This is a genomic window from Vibrio hippocampi, assembly GCF_921292975.1.
GTDB classification, from domain to species: domain Bacteria; phylum Pseudomonadota; class Gammaproteobacteria; order Enterobacterales; family Vibrionaceae; genus Vibrio; species Vibrio hippocampi.
The window spans coordinates 2,398,503-2,415,900 of the sequence record NZ_CAKLCM010000002.1 but is presented as its reverse complement, the minus strand read 5'-3'; the positions used below and the strand labels follow the sequence as shown (position 1 = coordinate 2,415,900).

Here is a 17,398-nt window from a genome sequence, read left to right as displayed (position 1 = left end):
CTGGGGAGTACGGTCGCAAGATTAAAACTCAAATGAATTGACGGGGGCCCGCACAAGCGGTGGAGCATGTGGTTTAATTCGATGCAACGCGAAGAACCTTACCTACTCTTGACATCCAGAGAAGCCGGAAGAGATTCTGGTGTGCCTTCGGGAGCTCTGAGACAGGTGCTGCATGGCTGTCGTCAGCTCGTGTTGTGAAATGTTGGGTTAAGTCCCGCAACGAGCGCAACCCTTATCCTTGTTTGCCAGCACGTAATGGTGGGAACTCCAGGGAGACTGCCGGTGATAAACCGGAGGAAGGTGGGGACGACGTCAAGTCATCATGGCCCTTACGAGTAGGGCTACACACGTGCTACAATGGCGCATACAGAGGGCGGCCAACCAGCGATGGTGAGCGAATCCCAAAAAGTGCGTCGTAGTCCGGATTGGAGTCTGCAACTCGACTCCATGAAGTCGGAATCGCTAGTAATCGTAGATCAGAATGCTACGGTGAATACGTTCCCGGGCCTTGTACACACCGCCCGTCACACCATGGGAGTGGGCTGCAAAAGAAGTGGGTAGTTTAACCTTCGGGAGGACGCTCACCACTTTGTGGTTCATGACTGGGGTGAAGTCGTAACAAGGTAGCGCTAGGGGAACCTGGCGCTGGATCACCTCCTTAACGATAAGATTATTGCGATGAGTGTTCACACAGATTGATGGTTTATGTAGTTTAAGAGATGGAACACCCCCCAAGGTGTTCGCCTAAGTGTCCCGTTCGTCTAGAGGCCTAGGACACCGCCCTTTCACGGCGGTAACAGGGGTTCGACTCCCCTACGGGATACCATCTTTAAGTGTTCTTAATCCTTTTAAATGGAAAGTAGAATCTTTAAAAATGGTTTCGAAAGAAACATTGCTCTTTAACAATTTGGAAAGCTGACGAATAACAACAATCCCCTTATCTTTTAGATAAGCGTTGTTATTCAAATAAAAGTTCTCAAATCCTAGTGATTCTTTTTCAATAAAGAATGATTAGGTACCAACACACATTCAAGTGTTCTTGGAAACAACATAACTTCGGTTGTGTTTGTTCACTTTTTGCTTCTGCTTTTTTATAAAAAGCGGAAATAAAGAGTTATTTGAGTCCGGCAAAATCAAAGCTATCTCGCTCATTCAAATAATGAGATAGCGACTTTGGTTGTTTAACGACAGCGCCAAGATTTCTTTTGAAACTCTTTGGGGTTGTATGGTTAAGTGACTAAGCGTACACGGTGGATGCCTTGGCAGTCAGAGGCGATGAAAGACGTAGTAACTTGCGATAAGCCCAGATTAGGTAGTAACAACCTGTGAGTCTGGGATGTCTGAATGGGGAAACCCACTAGCATAAGCTAGTATCATTAACTGAATACATAGGTTAATGAGGCGAACCGGGGGAACTGAAACATCTAAGTACCCCGAGGAAAAGAAATCAACCGAGATTCCGAAAGTAGCGGCGAGCGAAATTGGATTAGCCCTTAAGCTTTTAGCGCGTCAGGTGAAGAGTCTGGAAAGTCTCGCAATAAAGGGTGATAGCCCCGTAACCGACAACGTGCAATCAGTGAAAACGAGTAGGGCGGGACACGTGATATCCTGTCTGAATATGGGGGGACCATCCTCCAAGGCTAAATACTCCTGACTGACCGATAGTGAACCAGTACCGTGAGGGAAAGGCGAAAAGAACCCCTGTGAGGGGAGTGAAATAGAACCTGAAACCGTGTACGTACAAGCAGTAGGAGCCTCCTTTGTGGGGTGACTGCGTACCTTTTGTATAATGGGTCAGCGACTTATATTCAGTAGCAAGGTTAACCGAATAGGGGAGCCGTAGAGAAATCGAGTCTTAACTGGGCGTCGAGTTGCTGGATATAGACCCGAAACCAGGTGATCTAGCCATGGGCAGGTTGAAGGTTGAGTAACATCAACTGGAGGACCGAACCGACTAATGTTGAAAAATTAGCGGATGACTTGTGGCTAGGGGTGAAAGGCCAATCAAACCTGGAGATAGCTGGTTCTCCCCGAAAGCTATTTAGGTAGCGCCTCGGACGAATACTACTGGGGGTAGAGCACTGTTAAGGCTAGGGGGTCATCCCGACTTACCAACCCTTTGCAAACTCCGAATACCAGTAAGTACTATCCGGGAGACACACGGCGGGTGCTAACGTCCGTCGTGGAGAGGGAAACAACCCAGACCGCCAGCTAAGGTCCCAAAGTATAGCTAAGTGGGAAACGATGTGGGAAGGCTTAGACAGCTAGGATGTTGGCTTAGAAGCAGCCATCATTTAAAGAAAGCGTAATAGCTCACTAGTCGAGTCGGCCTGCGCGGAAGATGTAACGGGGCTAAGCTATACACCGAAGCTGCGGCAATAACTTTTTAAGTTATTGGGTAGGGGAGCGTTCTGTAAGCCGTTGAAGGTGAACTGTAAGGTTTGCTGGAGGTATCAGAAGTGCGAATGCTGACATGAGTAACGATAAAGGGGGTGAAAAACCTCCTCGCCGGAAGACCAAGGGTTCCTGTCCAACGTTAATCGGGGCAGGGTGAGTCGACTCCTAAGGCGAGGCCGAAAGGCGTAGTCGATGGGAAACGGGTTAATATTCCCGTACTTCTTACAATTGCGATGGGGGGACGGAGAAGGCTAGGTGGGCCTGGCGATGGTTGTCCAGGTTCAAGTGCGTAGGCTGAAGGTTTAGGTAAATCCGGACCTTCTTAAGGCTGAGACACGACGTCGAGCATCTACGGATGTGAAGTCATTGATGCCATGCTTCCAGGAAAAGCCTCTAAGCTTCAGATTGTAAGGAATCGTACCCCAAACCGACACAGGTGGTCGGGTAGAGAATACCAAGGCGCTTGAGAGAACTCGGGTGAAGGAACTAGGCAAAATGGTACCGTAACTTCGGGAGAAGGTACGCTCTTAGCGGTGAAGTCCCTAGCGGATGGAGCGGCCGAGAGTCGCAGATACCAGGTGGCTGCAACTGTTTATTAAAAACACAGCACTGTGCAAAATCGTAAGATGACGTATACGGTGTGACGCCTGCCCGGTGCCGGAAGGTTAATTGATGGGGTTAGACTTAGGTCGAAGCTCTTGATCGAAGCCCCGGTAAACGGCGGCCGTAACTATAACGGTCCTAAGGTAGCGAAATTCCTTGTCGGGTAAGTTCCGACCTGCACGAATGGCGTAATGATGGCCACGCTGTCTCCACCCGAGACTCAGTGAAATTGAAATCGCTGTGAAGATGCAGTGTACCCGCGGCTAGACGGAAAGACCCCGTGAACCTTTACTACAGCTTGGCACTGAACATTGACCCTACATGTGTAGGATAGGTGGGAGGCTTTGAAGACGGTACGCTAGTATCGTTGGAGCCGTCCTTGAAATACCACCCTTGTAGTGTTGATGTTCTAACTTAGACCCCTTATCGGGGTTGAGGACAGTGCCTGGTGGGTAGTTTGACTGGGGCGGTCTCCTCCCAAAGAGTAACGGAGGAGCACGAAGGTGGGCTAATCACGGTTGGACATCGTGAGGTTAGTGCAATGGCATAAGCCCGCTTGACTGCGAGAATGACAATTCGAGCAGGTGCGAAAGCAGGTCATAGTGATCCGGTGGTTCTGAATGGAAGGGCCATCGCTCAACGGATAAAAGGTACTCCGGGGATAACAGGCTGATACCGCCCAAGAGTTCATATCGACGGCGGTGTTTGGCACCTCGATGTCGGCTCATCACATCCTGGGGCTGAAGTCGGTCCCAAGGGTATGGCTGTTCGCCATTTAAAGTGGTACGCGAGCTGGGTTTAGAACGTCGTGAGACAGTTCGGTCCCTATCTGCCGTGGGCGTTGGAAGATTGAAGGGGGCTGCTCCTAGTACGAGAGGACCGGAGTGGACGAACCTCTGGTGTTCGGGTTGTCATGCCAATGGCATTGCCCGGTAGCTAAGTTCGGAATCGATAACCGCTGAAAGCATCTAAGCGGGAAGCGAGCCCTGAGATGAGTCTTCCCTGGCACTTTAAGTGTCCTAAAGGGTTGTTCGAGACTAGAACGTTGATAGGCAGGGTGTGTAAGCGTTGTGAGGCGTTGAGCTAACCTGTACTAATTGCCCGTGAGGCTTAACCATACAACACCCAAAGGGTTTTGATGGACTCAAAGCAAGAACAGATTGAATGTGTGAGAATTTGAACAGCTTTCCAGATTTTTACCTTTAGCTTTTTAAAGCTGAAAGTAAGCAAGAATTTTGCTTGGCGACCATAGCGTTTTGGACCCACCTGATTCCATTCCGAACTCAGAAGTGAAACGAAACAGCGCCGATGGTAGTGTGGGGCTTCCCCATGTGAGAGTAGGTCATCGCCAGGCTTTAATTATGTTTTCAGACCCTTTTGTTAATAGAAAGCCTGAAAGCAAAACTAGAACCTAGCGTTATTTGAGTAAGACTAAGTTTTAGTAACAATTTGTGGAGAGATGGCTGAGTGGTCGAAAGCACCGGTCTTGAAAACCGGCAACCGTTAATAGCGGTTCTAGGGTTCAAATCCCTATCTCTCCGCCACTATTCGAAACCCCAGCAGAAATGCTGGGGTTTTTCTTTTCTAGTTATCTCCTTTCTCAGTCTACTTTGTCTGTCGTCTCTTGCTATTTTCTTTTAGCCCATCCTGTTCTGCACTGATTAAATATCAATTTCTGTTATGCTCAAATCACACACCGCAATCAAGAGTCTTACTATGCTCAACGACGTTAACCTTTCTGATATTCGCTCCTTTGTCTTGATTGCCCAGTTGGGTAATTTTACTAAGGCTGCGGAAGCACTGAATGTTTCACGCTCTCATGTTTCTCGCCAGATATCGGCATTAGAAGCTCAAATTGGTGTTAGCTTGTTGACTCGAACGACTCGTTCGTTGAAGTTGACCTACGCAGGTGAACGCTTTTATAAACAGTGTGAAACCGCATTGATGCAAGTTGAACAGGCACTTATTGCTGCGATAGATGATACGGAGAATGTGCAAGGGCATATCCGCGTTAATAGTGTCGGTGGTCCATTAGGGGAAGATGTTGTTGCCGATTATATCGCGAAGTTTATGCAGCAAAATAAACACATCACCGTTGAGTTGGATTTTTCGAGTCCACGAATTGATTTGATTGAAGACCATTTCGATGTTGCTTTTCGTATGGGAGAACTCGCCGATGCTAACTTTATCGGTAAACATCTGAGAGATATCGAGATGGTGACACTGACAAGCCCTGAATACATCGCGGCTTATGGTGAACCTGAGCACCCCAAAGACCTATTAGCACACCGTATTCTTCGTGGCTCAGTCACCCGCTGGAGCTATCAAAATATAACCAGCGATGAGAAGCAAGAAGTAGCCGTAACGGCTCACCTTGTGTGTAAGAACGGCAGAGCATTGATCGCGGGGGCCGTTGCGGGAAATGGCATTATCCGAGTCCCTATGATGTATTGCAGACAAGAGATTGAGCAAGGGCTACTAGTGCCTGTGATGGAACAGTGGCAGATTACGCCAGTACCGTTCTATGCTATTTACCATCGCGATAAATATCAGCCGAAACGACAGCAAGCCTTTATTCAGTTTATGCAGGATCAGTTTACGCGTAATTAGCTGATTATTGTTTCCATATGGAAACAGTAATTTGATCTGCATCCTATATATCAACACTGATGAACCTCGTAATATCTGCAGCAACAAAACGGCAGCATACAAAGATTGCTGCTAACCTCATACCGTCAAATGATGATAAATGCTTTGGAGTAGATGATGAAACAATTAGTTGTTATTACAGGTGCAAGTTCTGGTATTGGTGAAGCAATCGCGCGTCGTATGAGCGATGCTGGTCATCCACTTCTTCTTATTGCCCGTCGCATTGAGCGTCTAGAAGCGCTTAATCTGCCGAACACGCTATGTGCAAAAGTAGACGTTACTGACAAAGCCTCTTTTGAAGCTGCCATTGCTAAAGCAGAAGAGACATACGGAGCAACAGATTGCATCGTGAACAACGCGGGTATGATGCTGCTAAGTGAACTCGTAGACCAAGATGCCGCTGAGTGGAAGACAATGTTCGATGTAAACGTCATTGGACTAATGAATGGCATGCAGGCGGTATTGGCGCCAATGAAAGCGCGCAAGTCTGGTACTATCATCAATATCAGCTCAATTGCGGGCCGCAAGACCTTCCCGAACCATGCTGCATATTGTGGTACTAAGTTCGCAGTGCACGCCATTTCTGAAAATGTGCGTGAAGAGGTGGCTGATTCTAATGTTCGCATCACTACGATTGCCCCTGGTGCTGTAGAGACTGAGTTGCTTTCTCACACCACTTCTGATGATATCAAGAATGGCTACGAACAGTGGAAAGAGAGCATGGAAGGTATTTTAGTTGCTGATGATATCGCACGTACTGTTGAGTTTGCTTACCAGCAACCTCAAGGTGTGTGTATCCGTGAGATTGTGGTTGCCGCGACCCGTCAACAGCCATAATGGAATGCATATAGGGCTCATTGCCATTGATTGTTAAGCGCCTATCTTTATTATTGAAAAGCCCGCCGCGGGCTTTTTTCATTTCTATCATCGATACTTTTTCCTCTTACCCTTCTCTTTAGATGTCTTGTTATCTTGGTTAGACTGTTGCTTTGTATTGCCTGGCTTATTTGGGAGTTAAAGTGTCTAAGTTCTCATCCTCATTACCTGAGAGTATTGAGTTGGATGGCGAAAGGTTCTGCGTTGTTAACCATGAAATCATCCAACCGTTGTGGAGTGACTACGGCTATCTTGTTCGTTGTTTTATTGAACATCCACAGATCCCAAGTGTTATCTTAAAGTCTATTCAGTTGCCCTCAGAACCTGCTATAGCGCACCCAAAGGGATGGAATACACCGGCTTCGCATCAACGTAAGCTCGATTCTTATCAAGTAGAATTTAACTGGTATAAGAATTATGCATCACAGCAGCCTTTAGATTGGGTTCCACAATGCTTAATGGCGACCAAAACCAATCAACGTTTAGACTTAATTCTTGAAGACCTTAAGTTAATTGATTGCGCCAATAGCGTTGAAATGCCCTCTCAACGGCATATTAAGTTAGCTATCGAGTGGTTAGCATGTTTCCACGCTTACTGGCTTGGTTGTGCGCCAGAAAGGTTATGGTCGCGCGGTACCTATTGGCACCTCGGCACAAGGCAGAATGAATTTGAAGCGATGCAGCAAGGGCGTCTAAAACAGGCGGCACCGGATATAGCAGAGCGAATATACTCTTGTCGCTACCAAACTTTGGTACATGGTGATGCTAAGTTAGCTAACTTCTGTTTTGATAATGCTCTCTCCAAAACGATGGCCGTGGACTTTCAATATGTGGGGCAAGGTATCGGTGTTCAAGATTTGGTTCTACTGCTAACCAGCGCACTGGACTTTACGGATCCACAACTGTCTATTGAACCATGGGTTGATTACTACTTTGAGCAACTAGAAGCTGCAGTCATTATTTATCACCCCACCATAGACAGTTCAGATTTAGAACGTTGCTGGCGTCCTCTTGTCGGTCTCGCTTGGGCAGACTTTCAGCGCTTTCTGCTTGGTTGGAGCCCGACACATTGGAAAATTAATCCATTTACACAAAACTTGGTGAGTGTTGCTTTAGACAAACACGACCTGTAAAAAAAGCTTCCGATAGGGAAGCTTTAATATGGATCTGAGCACGCCAACTAACTGACTAGCGTTAGTGCTTTTCTTGATACTTCGCCAGCGGCTTTGGTCATATTCTGGTTTTCTAGCGCATCGGCAAGATAGGCGTAATCAGATACGTCGGGGCGTAGGGTTAATGCCGCCTCAAACTGTTTCTGAGCGTCCTGCCAACGAGACTCCCTTAAGTACAGCTGACCCAATGAACTGTGTACGGACGCATTCTTTTCCGTCTTACTAATGACTTGTTCCAATAAAACAATCGCAGGATGGCGATCCGCTAGGTTTAAGCTCGGTATTAATTCGTAGAGCTCATTGATGTGTTGCTTCTTAGTGCTCTCTTTAATTACAGTAAAAGCTTTGTCGTCCGCTTTACGGCTGATCAACAGTTTGACAAAGCATTGAATGAGATGAGATTGCTGTCGCATCTTTTTAGTAAGCGAATTCCAATAGGTCACTAGACCTTCACTACCTTGTTGACCCGCAATATCGTGCATTTGACCACATACGGCTCTCAGTTCAAGTTCGCTCTTTTCGCTATCATCAATCAGTTTGCTTTTCTTTAAGCTAGGCAATAACTCCACCAAGGGTTTCCACTGATTTTGTTTGATGTAGGTGGTTTTTAGTAGATCCTGTACAACCTTATGAGATGGGTGGGAGATAGCCAATGTTTCCAGTGTACTTTGAGCGATCTGATAATTTTCTTCTCTGATTGCTTGTTTTGCTCTTGTCAGTTGTACGGCAAGTTCGGAGTTTTTCTGTTGAGATGCCAGGTCTAAGTAATGCTGACACTTTTCTTTATCCCCTTGTCCCAGAGCGGCTTCAGAAGCGACAAGATAGCAAAGCAACGGCATATCGTGATAACTAGCCCATCGAGTTACCTTTTTCTCGGCTTGTTTCCAGTCACCCTCGAGAAGTTTTAGGATCCCTTCGTTGGTAAAGCGTCGAGAGCGACGCATTTTACGCACGCTGAAATAGTTAAAGGTTGAGGTGCCGGCGTACATCAATTTTTTAAATAGGTACTCAAGGAAAAAGAGTACAGCCAGTGCCGCTATCACGAAGATAACAAGTGTTGTCACACTCATCTCTATGGTTTTATTAGCAATAGAAATCAGCACATAACCTTGCTGACCGGTGTATTGAGTTCCAACGAAGAGTCCTGCCCCCAATACGATAAAGAGGAAGATAATTCGAATCATTATTTATCCTCCGTGATCATGGTAGTCACTTCACGTCTTAGGCGCTGTGAGATGATATCGGCAAGTACGGATTGGGTTTCGAGCTTGACCGGGTAATCAACGTTGATGTTCTGCCCTTCGAGTTTATCTAAAGCCGCCATAAACTGGACCACTTGCTGGCTCTCTGGGTCGAAAAACTTGCTCGTCCAGTCTTTAGCTGTCGCTAAAGAGGTTTGATACATTTCCCCTTGTTCGCGATAGACAGCACGAATAGCGGTTTCTACTTTTGCCTTAATGTTCTCTTGTAGATAGAAGTGTTGGGTTGGAGACAGCAGTGGGATGACATTGCCATCACGAGAACGGAAAGTGATAAAGTGATCGGAAAAATCTTTCAATGATGTGGTCAGATTCGCTTTCCAGTCAGTGACGTCACTAGAAACCTGTTGCTTCTCAACCTTTTCTGCTTCAGGGAGAATGGCGTTAGCTAAAGGCAATTGGTCGACTTGGTTTTGCAGCGCAATCAATCTTAGCACCAGACCGTCTCGGTCTATAATTGGCACGGTGCGAAGTTTTGTGATGTCGTTAGCCATAGATTGACGCAGCGACATCAAACTTGGATCGTTCAGTGCTGCGATACGCTGGTCGGCACTTTCCATAAGGCGAGTGGCACTAACGACATCATGCTCAAGAAACAGCTTTCTACCTGCAAGTTTGACTAAGTAGTCGGCTTCAGCCAATAGCCAATCATTTGGACGGCGACCTTTGACATCGGCAACGGCAAGTTGCAGGCTTTTGATGCTTTTCTGTTGCTGGTTAATCTCGACTTTAACTTTTTCGGTCGCCGCTTGCGCTTGTTCTACCGTCTGTTTTTGAGCTTGCGAGATGGTGTTATCTATTTGACTTTGAGAGGCATTGAGTCTTGCTTCCAAACTATCAATTTTAGCTTGATATTGGTCAGCTTGCTTCTGCATCAAATAGGTCAGCCCGCCACCGAAAAGAATAACGAGAATAATAGCAAGCGTACCGAGAGTGTTGCCTTTCTTTGCTGGCTTTTCTGTAGGTTTTACTTTGGCTTCTTTATTGAGTTCTTTGGTCTCTTCGACCTCAGATGCCTCAGTATTTGCGGTTGACGTTTCTGGTTCGCTTTGACCTTTGTCCTCAGTTGGTGCGGTGACGGGTTGTTTCTCATTAGACAGTTTGGTTTCGTCTTTATTTTTATTCGTCATGCTGAAGTCCTGTTGCTAGACGCTTTAGCGTATCGAGTGTTATTGAGTTTGAGGCACCGTGCATGTTAATTACATGCTCAAATCCTTGGGCCTTAGCTAAACAAGCTATCCGTTCGCTGGGAACGAGTAGCAAAAGTTGTTCGAGCCACTGTTTCTCTGGCTCGGACGTGGCGGATACCAGATGAGTGAGTTGCTCGCCACTGGTGACAACGACAGTATCGACGCCTTTTTGTCGCCACTCCTCAAAGGAGTGACTGGGTATCGGAATCAAATGTCGTTGATATACTTCTAAATATTGGACGTTAGCCCCTAAGTTAGTCAAGTGACTATTAATCAACTCTCGCCCACCGACACCTCGAAGTATGAGTATGTTTTTGCCTTCTACGTCCTGAAGTTGACGCATAGTAACGAGGTGCTCACTCTCTCCTTGTATCGGGTAGTGTACTTTTTGTGGTGTTAGTTTGCTTAATTCTTGTGCAGTTTTTTGACCAATGCCGATATATGTCGCCCTAGTAGACCAATGTATGCCAAGGTTGGAAAATAGCTGTTCACTATAGTGAACAGCATGTTGGCTGACGGCGATAACAATGTCGCAGTTCTCAATATAAGTGATATCGAGAGAGGGGGCTGGATTGAGCTTGATAGCAATCAGTGGATGATGAATAGCATCACCACCCAACTTGATGATGGACTGAGTTAACTCTTGCCCAGCGCGCTCTGGACGGGTTACCAGCACAGTCATCTAGATTCACTCGTGGTCTTGGTATAGGCGCTCTAAAATCTCTTTTGCACCTTCGTTAAGGAGTTGCTTGGCGAGAGTGGTACCAAGAACCTCAGCGTCTTGACGTTTACCCTGAATCTCGCCGCGAACAATTTGAGTACCGTCTGGCTCACCGACTAATGCTTTAAGATGAATATTGTCGCCATCAATAACCGCATAACTACCGATAGGAACTTGGCAGCCCCCCTCGAGTGTCAGGTTCATTGCTCGTTCACAGCGAACGCGGTCAGCGGTTTCTTGGTGATTAAGTGGTTCTAGCAGTTTAATGAGATAATCATCGTCTAGACGGCATTCGATGCCTACTGCTCCTTGACCAACAGCCGGTAATGAGACTTCGGGTTCGATAAAGCTACGAATTCGGTCTTCTAACTCAAGGCGCTTGAGTCCTGCCGCTGCGAGGATAATCGCATCGAAGTCACCGTTATCAAGTTTGCCTAATCGAGTACCGACATTACCTCTTAGCTCTTTGATATTGATGTCCGGGCGCAGTGCTTTGATCTGACATTGACGACGTAAGCTACAGGTGCCGACGGTTGCTCCGTGTGGTAATTCATCAAGGCTAGGGTAGGTATTGGAGACAAAAGCATCTCGTGGGTCTTCGCGCTCACAGATAGTGACTAAACCTAGCCCCTCAGGAAAGTCGACGGGAACGTCTTTCATCGAATGCACTGCGAGATCGGCTCGTCCCTCAAGCATGGCTAGCTCAAGCTCTTTGACAAACAAACCTTTGCCTCCCACCTTAGCTAACGGCGTATCTAAAATAATGTCGCCTTTGGTCACCATAGTGACCAGTTCAACATCCAATCCAGGGTGTGCTGCGATGAGTGCGTCTTTAACAAAATGAGCCTGCCAAAGCGCGAGTGGGCTTTTGCGGGTGGCAATTTTAATCGGTCTGGCATGCGTCATAATTTTCTCTTTGATACGTCTAATGAGTCTAATTGGGTGTAATCCTATCACTGTCCAGTAAGAATAATGAATCATTTCCCAGAGGCTAGGTTTCTCTAACTGATTTAATAGCTTGGGGATTACTCAATGTGTGACTCTTGTCTCATTTGTTGTGGAAGCGGTTGATAGAATTATCCGCTATGATTTGTGCAGTATGCCGAAACGGTCAATGTTCCAATCGCTGTATGTTGTACCGCGATTTGCTTTACCATACATAATAAAAATGATACATTGATCACGTTTTGAAGTGTTGTTTGCTCAAAACCTACGCATTAAAACAACGATACTGAAACTAGGATTACCCTTTGCAGGCTTACACTCACACAATTATCCAACGGCTAGATAATCTTAATCAGCAGCGTATTGATCGTGCGCTGGCGCTGATGGACCTGCAAGGCCAAACCGTTTTCCATCTTATCCCTCTGTTATTTAATTATAACCACCCTGTTGTCCCAGGTTTTTTCAATGCCGAGACGCCAGCGGGTCTGCATAATTTTGTCGCTAATCCAACTCAGCAAAAGTTCATCGATGATACAGAAGTCGCGCTTGGACAAGCATTGCCGCAACCAGAGCAAAGCCAAATATTGGGTCTTTATACGATGGGCAGTACCTCGTCTATTGGTCAGAGTACATCGAGTGATTTAGATATTTGGGTTTGTATCGCCCCAGATATGTCGACTGAAGACAGAGAGAAGCTGAGTAACAAATGCTTACTCATCACTGATTGGGCGAAATCCCAAGGGGTTGAAGCTAATTTCTTCTTAATGGATGAACAGCGCTTCCGTACCAATATTTCAGAAGAGATGACAGGGGATAACTGTGGCTCTTCTCAGCATTTACTCTTGCTAGATGAATTTTATCGTTCAGCGGTAAGGTTGGGTGGACAGCGTCTATTGTGGCAAATTGTCCCGCCTGAGATGGAAGAGTGTTATGAAGAATACGTTGCGCAACTTTGCGCTGGCGGCGAAGTTGACTGCAGTGAGTGGATCGACTTTGGTCGTTTAAATCGCATCCCAGCGGAAGAGTATTTTGGCTCCAGTTTATGGCAGCTATATAAGAGTATCGATTCGCCTTACAAATCGGTGTTAAAAGCCATCTTGTTAGAGGCATACTCTTGGGAATACCCAAATACTCAACTATTAAGCATTGACACTAAGCGACGCTTTTTTGCCAATGATCCTGATTTGTACGGGATGGATGCCTATTATCTGATGCTTGAGAAAGTGACTCGCTACTTAGAGAGGGTGGGTGACGAAACGCGTTTGGATTTAGTGCGTCGCTGCTTCTATCTTAAAACTCATGAGAAGTTATCTCGTGAGTCTGGAGTGGGCTCTGTCGCTTGGCGTCGTGAAGCACTGCTGCAGATGACTCAGGACTGGAATTGGTCTCAAGAGCTTATTGAAGAGCTGGATAACCGACGCAATTGGAAAGTTGAGCAAGTCGTCGTTGTCCACAATGCGCTGCTTGAAGCTCTGATGCTGAGCTATCGTAATTTGATTCAGTTTGCACGCCGTAATGATATTACCTCGGCGATCAGCCCTCAAGATATCAGCATTCTAGCGCGTAAGCTGTATGCGGCTTTTGAAGAACTGCCAGGCAAGGTGACCTTGTTGAATCCGCAAATTTCGCCGGATCTGCATGAGTCAGACCTTACCTTTATCGAGGCAGCTGCGGGTCGAAACTACAAGTCTGGATGGTATCTGTATAAGCAGCCACTGATCCCTGAAAAAATCATCGGTCAGCCACCGTTAGAGCATCACGAGTATCTAAGTAAACTTGTGGCGTGGGCATTTTTTAATGGCTTGATCACAGAAGCGACCAACCTGAACTCCGTAGTGCGTGAAGCGCAGATTGATATCGATAAGTTTTACCAAATGGTGAGTGACTTACGCAATACTTTCTCGTTACGTAAACATCGACCAAGCTTACAAGCGCTGGCGAATCCTTGTGCGATTAGCCAGCTTGCGATGTTCATCAATTTTGAAAATGACCCAACCAGTGAGATCCCCATCAAGGCGAATAAAGTCGATCCTAAGGATATCGATATTTTGAGCTTTGGTGAGCAAGGTAAGAGTTTAGTGGGTTCTGTTGATTTGGTTTACCGCAACTCTTGGCATGAAGTAAGAACCATGCACTTTGTTGGCGATACGGCCATGTTGGATGCGTTAAAGACCATTTTAAGTAAAATGCACCAAGATGCGCTAGCACCAGAGTCGGTCGACGTGTTCTGCTACAGTGAGAACCTGCGTGGTGTATTGAGAAATACCGTTTATCAACTGCTAGCTGAGTGTATTGACCTGCGTTTAAAACCCCTTGACCAAGAGAAACGCCGACGCTTTAAGGCGATCAAACTCGCGAATGAAATGTACGGCTTGTTCTTCGAACGTCGTGGTGTATCGGTTCAGAAACTGGAAAATTCAGTCGATTTCTATCGAAGTATTTCTTCCAACAAACTGAAAGGCTCACCTCTGTTTATGTTGGATAGAGAAGACGCGTATCAGCTACCTGAGATTGTCGATGGATTTGCGAGTGAAGGCTTGATTCAGTTCTTCTTTGAGGATACCGAGCATGGCTTCAATATCTATGTGCTTGATGAGAACAATCAGGTTGAAGTGTACCATCAGATGCGTGGCAGCAAGGATGAGATGATCACCAGTGTGAATAACTTCTATACATCGAACGTGAGTCAGTCTGGTGAGCAGGCAGCGAAGCAGATCAATTTCAATCTGCCTCAATATTATCAGATAGTTCATCCAGAAGAGGGCGACGCATACATCGTTCCTTATCGTAACGATACCTCTCCCTCGACTAAGAACTCAAAAGTTGTCAATGCCTAGAGCTCGGCTCTAGGCCCAATCAATCTCTTCATCAGCGTGTTTGACGCACTCTTGTTTAACCATCTCGATCAATTCCAACCCGGTCTTTGAACAAACCCAAGTATCCTCGATCAATTTAAAGTGAAAACCACCCGATTTGGAAGCCAACCAAATCTCATGCATTGGTTCTTGGCGGTTAATAATAATCTGACTGCGATCTTCAAATTCTAGTGTCATAACATTGCCAGACACCTCGTAATCGATATCTGCTTCAGAGTCATCAATCATCTCTTCGATGATTTGCATCTTTTTATCGACAAGTTGATGAAATTCCGTGTCGTTCATTTCAGTGTTCCTATTGCTTTTCTCATTCTTGGTGCGATTATAGGGGGCATTGAATTAATTATCACGATCAACGCTATGAAAAAGACAATCTCTGCTTTTTTTATTTTAGTTGCGGTGACGTTATCAGGGTGCGGTCAAATGGGACCTCTTTACTTACCTGATGAAGCACCACCAACCAACTCGCAAGCACAATAGCAATATCAAGAATTAAGGGATACAAGCATTGGATTATTTTAACTATCAGGACGATGGTCAACTTTGGGCCGAAAATACGTCACTTACACAACTTGCCTCTGAGTTTGGTACACCTCTTTATGTGTATTCGCGTGCGACGCTAGAGCGTCACTGGAATGCCTTTGATAAATCAGTTGGCGACCATCCACATCTTGTTTGTTATGCAGTTAAGGCAAACTCTAATCTTGGTGTTCTGAATGTACTTGCTCGCCTAGGTTCTGGCTTTGATATTGTATCTGGTGGTGAATTGGAGCGTGTGGTTGCAGCCGGTGGCAATCCAAAAAAAGTGGTGTTTTCTGGTGTGGGTAAAACGGCACAAGAAATGCAGCGTGCGCTAGAGCTTGGTATTAAATGCTTCAATGTAGAATCAGAGCCAGAGCTAGAACGACTGAATGAAGTGGCAAACAAGATGGGTGTTGTTGCGCCAATCTCGCTACGAATTAACCCGGACGTTGATGCAAAGACGCACCCTTATATTTCTACTGGCTTGCGTGATAACAAGTTTGGAATCGCTTTTGACCGTGCGCTTGAGGTATATCAGTTTGCGGCTAGCTTGGAGCACCTCGATGTTAAAGGCATTGATTGCCACATTGGCTCTCAGTTAACCGAGATTGACCCGTTCATTGATGCCACAGATCGTCTTTTAGCTTTGATTGATAACTTGAAAGAGAAAGGCATCAATATTAAGCATCTAGATGTCGGTGGTGGTTTAGGTGTGGTCTATCGTGACGAACAACCGCCTCAGCCTTCAGATTATGCCAAGGCTTTGCTTGCTCGATTGAATAATCACCCTGATCTCGAACTGATTTTTGAACCGGGTCGAGCCATTGCAGCCAATGCGGGGGTTTTGGTGACGAAAGTAGAATTCTTGAAGCACACAGAGCACAAGAACTTCGCGATTGTTGATGCGGCGATGAATGATTTGATGCGCCCTGCCTTATATTCAGCTTGGCAAGACATTGTGCCTGTTGCTCCTCGCGAAGGAGAAGCGGTGACTTACGATTTAGTCGGTCCAATTTGTGAAACCGGCGATTTTATTGGTAAAGACCGTCAATTGGTGCTTGAGGCAGAAGACCTTCTGGCAGTTCGTTCTGCTGGTGCATACGGCTTTGTGATGTCTTCAAACTACAATACTAGACCGAGAGTCGCCGAGATCATGGTGGATGGCGATAAAGCTCACATTGTTCGCCAAAGAGAATCGCTCTCTAGCTTGTGGGAACTCGAAGCGCTTTTACCGGAGTAATAATAGTTTTATGCATTTTCACTTCTCTAAAATGCACGGTTTGGGCAATGACTTTATGGTTGTTGATTGTATTACTCAAAACGTGTTTTTTTCACCAGACTTGATTCGTCGCTTGGCGGATCGTCACACGGGAGTAGGTTTCGACCAATTGCTGATCGTGGAAGCACCTTATGATCCGGAAACGGATTTTCACTACCGAATCTTTAATGCTGATGGTAGTGAAGTAGAGCAGTGTGGTAACGGTGCCCGCTGTTTTGCTCGCTTTGTGCAAATGAAAGGCTTGACCAATAAATACAGTGTCAACGTCAGCACCAAAAAGGGCAAAATGGTGCTTAAAATCGAAGAAAATGGCTTAGTGACCGTGAATATGGGCAAGCCAGAATTTGAGCCGAACAAGATCCCATTCAAAGCCAAACAGAAAGAAAAAACCTATATTCTACGAACTAATGACGCCACGCTGTTTTGTGGTGCGGTGAGCATGGGGAATCCTCATGTCGTCACTGTAGTTGACGATGTGGATACCGCTAACGTAGCAACCTTGGGACCCAGTTTAGAGTCCCATGAACGCTTCCCTGAGCGCGTTAATGTAGGTTTTATGCAGGTGATAAGTCGCAATGAGGTCAAGCTCAGAGTCTATGAGCGCGGAGCGGGAGAGACTCAAGCATGCGGCAGTGGTGCTTGTGGTGCCGTCGCTGTGGGTATTGCCCAAGGCTTGCTAAACGAAAATGTTAAGGTTCACTTAACTGGCGGTGATTTAGATATCTCTTGGAAAGGAGAGGGGCATCCTTTGTATATGAGAGGTGCTGCCGCTCATGTCTTCGATGGTCAGATATCTTGTTAAGTCAATAACAGAAAAATCATGTTGCCTGCCTCTTCCGGCGACATTTGGTTATACTAACGGCGGGTCAGCACCTCACTGACCCGCTATTTTTATGTCGGAATAGAAAG

General features: G+C 46.1%; 12 protein-coding genes, 2 tRNA genes and 3 rRNA genes. 12 read left to right on the top strand and 5 right to left on the bottom strand.

Annotated features, from left to right (window positions below):
• The 8 genes from L9Q39_RS13210 to L9Q39_RS13175 form a co-directional block, all read left to right on the top strand.
• A 16S ribosomal RNA gene (locus tag L9Q39_RS13210) occupies window positions 1-661 on the top strand; the annotation flags it as partial.
• An 89-nt stretch (window positions 662-750) separates the two neighbouring features.
• A tRNA-Glu gene (locus L9Q39_RS13205) sits at window positions 751-826 on the top strand.
• 401 nt (window positions 827-1,227) lie between these two features.
• Window positions 1,228-4,118, top strand: a 23S ribosomal RNA gene (locus L9Q39_RS13200).
• 120 nt (window positions 4,119-4,238) lie between these two features.
• A 5S ribosomal RNA gene (gene rrf / locus L9Q39_RS13195) occupies window positions 4,239-4,354 on the top strand.
• A gap of 99 nt (window positions 4,355-4,453) precedes the next feature.
• Window positions 4,454-4,544 (top strand) — tRNA-Ser (locus L9Q39_RS13190).
• Window positions 4,545-4,716: 172 nt separating this feature from the next.
• Window positions 4,717-5,610, top strand: coding sequence for a LysR family transcriptional regulator (locus L9Q39_RS13185; RefSeq protein ID WP_237485487.1), 894 nt, complete (start codon window positions 4,717-4,719; stop codon window positions 5,608-5,610).
• Between the two features lie 156 nt (window positions 5,611-5,766).
• Entirely contained in the window at window positions 5,767-6,486 is a 720-nt protein-coding gene (locus L9Q39_RS13180) for an SDR family oxidoreductase (protein WP_237485486.1), read from the top strand.
• Window positions 6,487-6,668: 182 nt separating this feature from the next.
• A complete protein-coding gene (locus L9Q39_RS13175) occupies window positions 6,669-7,658 on the top strand; it encodes an aminoglycoside phosphotransferase family protein (RefSeq protein ID WP_237485485.1) in 990 nt (329 codons plus the stop codon).
• A 47-nt stretch (window positions 7,659-7,705) separates the two neighbouring features.
• On the opposite strand, the gene L9Q39_RS13170 is transcribed toward L9Q39_RS13175, so the two are convergent.
• Genes L9Q39_RS13170 through hemC form a run of 4 tightly spaced genes read right to left on the bottom strand, consistent with a single transcriptional unit; the run spans window position 7,706 to window position 11,773 of the window.
• On the bottom strand, window positions 7,706-8,881 hold the full coding sequence (locus L9Q39_RS13170) for a heme biosynthesis protein HemY (RefSeq protein ID WP_237485484.1): 1,176 nt from the start codon (window positions 8,879-8,881) through the stop codon (window positions 7,706-7,708).
• Window positions 8,881-10,086 carry a uroporphyrinogen-III C-methyltransferase gene (locus L9Q39_RS13165; RefSeq protein ID WP_237485483.1) on the bottom strand — a complete coding sequence of 402 codons (1,206 nt, stop codon included), beginning with the start codon at window positions 10,084-10,086 and terminating at the stop codon, window positions 8,881-8,883. Before L9Q39_RS13165 ends, L9Q39_RS13170 begins: the two co-directional genes overlap by 1 nt.
• Entirely contained in the window at window positions 10,076-10,828 is a 753-nt protein-coding gene (locus L9Q39_RS13160) for a uroporphyrinogen-III synthase (protein ID WP_237485482.1), read from the bottom strand. Before L9Q39_RS13160 ends, L9Q39_RS13165 begins: the two co-directional genes overlap by 11 nt.
• Window positions 10,829-10,834: 6 nt before the next feature.
• The gene (gene hemC, locus L9Q39_RS13155) at window positions 10,835-11,773 is read right to left on the bottom strand and encodes a hydroxymethylbilane synthase (RefSeq protein WP_237485481.1); all 939 of its coding nucleotides are present in this window, start codon (window positions 11,771-11,773) and stop codon (window positions 10,835-10,837) included.
• A gap of 344 nt (window positions 11,774-12,117) precedes the next feature.
• On the opposite strand from hemC, the gene L9Q39_RS13150 reads away from it, so the two are divergent.
• Complete coding sequence (locus tag L9Q39_RS13150; protein WP_237485480.1) at window positions 12,118-14,649, top strand: class I adenylate cyclase; 2,532 nt, start codon at window positions 12,118-12,120, stop codon at window positions 14,647-14,649.
• A gap of 9 nt (window positions 14,650-14,658) precedes the next feature.
• Here the strand turns inward: L9Q39_RS13150 and cyaY are convergent, their stop codons facing one another.
• Window positions 14,659-14,973 carry an iron donor protein CyaY gene (gene cyaY / locus L9Q39_RS13145; RefSeq protein WP_237485479.1) on the bottom strand — a complete coding sequence of 105 codons (315 nt, stop codon included), beginning with the start codon at window positions 14,971-14,973 and terminating at the stop codon, window positions 14,659-14,661.
• Window positions 14,974-15,048: 75 nt separating this feature from the next.
• Here cyaY and lptM point away from each other — a divergent pair, with 75 nt between their 5' ends.
• The 3 genes from lptM to dapF are packed head-to-tail and all read left to right on the top strand — an operon-like array spanning window position 15,049 to window position 17,291.
• Window positions 15,049-15,168, top strand: coding sequence for an LPS translocon maturation chaperone LptM (lptM, locus tag L9Q39_RS20730; protein WP_435532821.1), 120 nt, complete (start codon window positions 15,049-15,051; stop codon window positions 15,166-15,168).
• A 28-nt stretch (window positions 15,169-15,196) separates the two neighbouring features.
• A complete protein-coding gene (lysA, locus tag L9Q39_RS13135) occupies window positions 15,197-16,450 on the top strand; it encodes a diaminopimelate decarboxylase (protein ID WP_237485477.1) in 1,254 nt (417 codons plus the stop codon).
• Between the two features lie 10 nt (window positions 16,451-16,460).
• Window positions 16,461-17,291, top strand: coding sequence for a diaminopimelate epimerase (dapF, locus tag L9Q39_RS13130; RefSeq protein WP_237485476.1), 831 nt, complete (start codon window positions 16,461-16,463; stop codon window positions 17,289-17,291).
• Window positions 17,292-17,398: the final 107 nt, after the last annotated feature.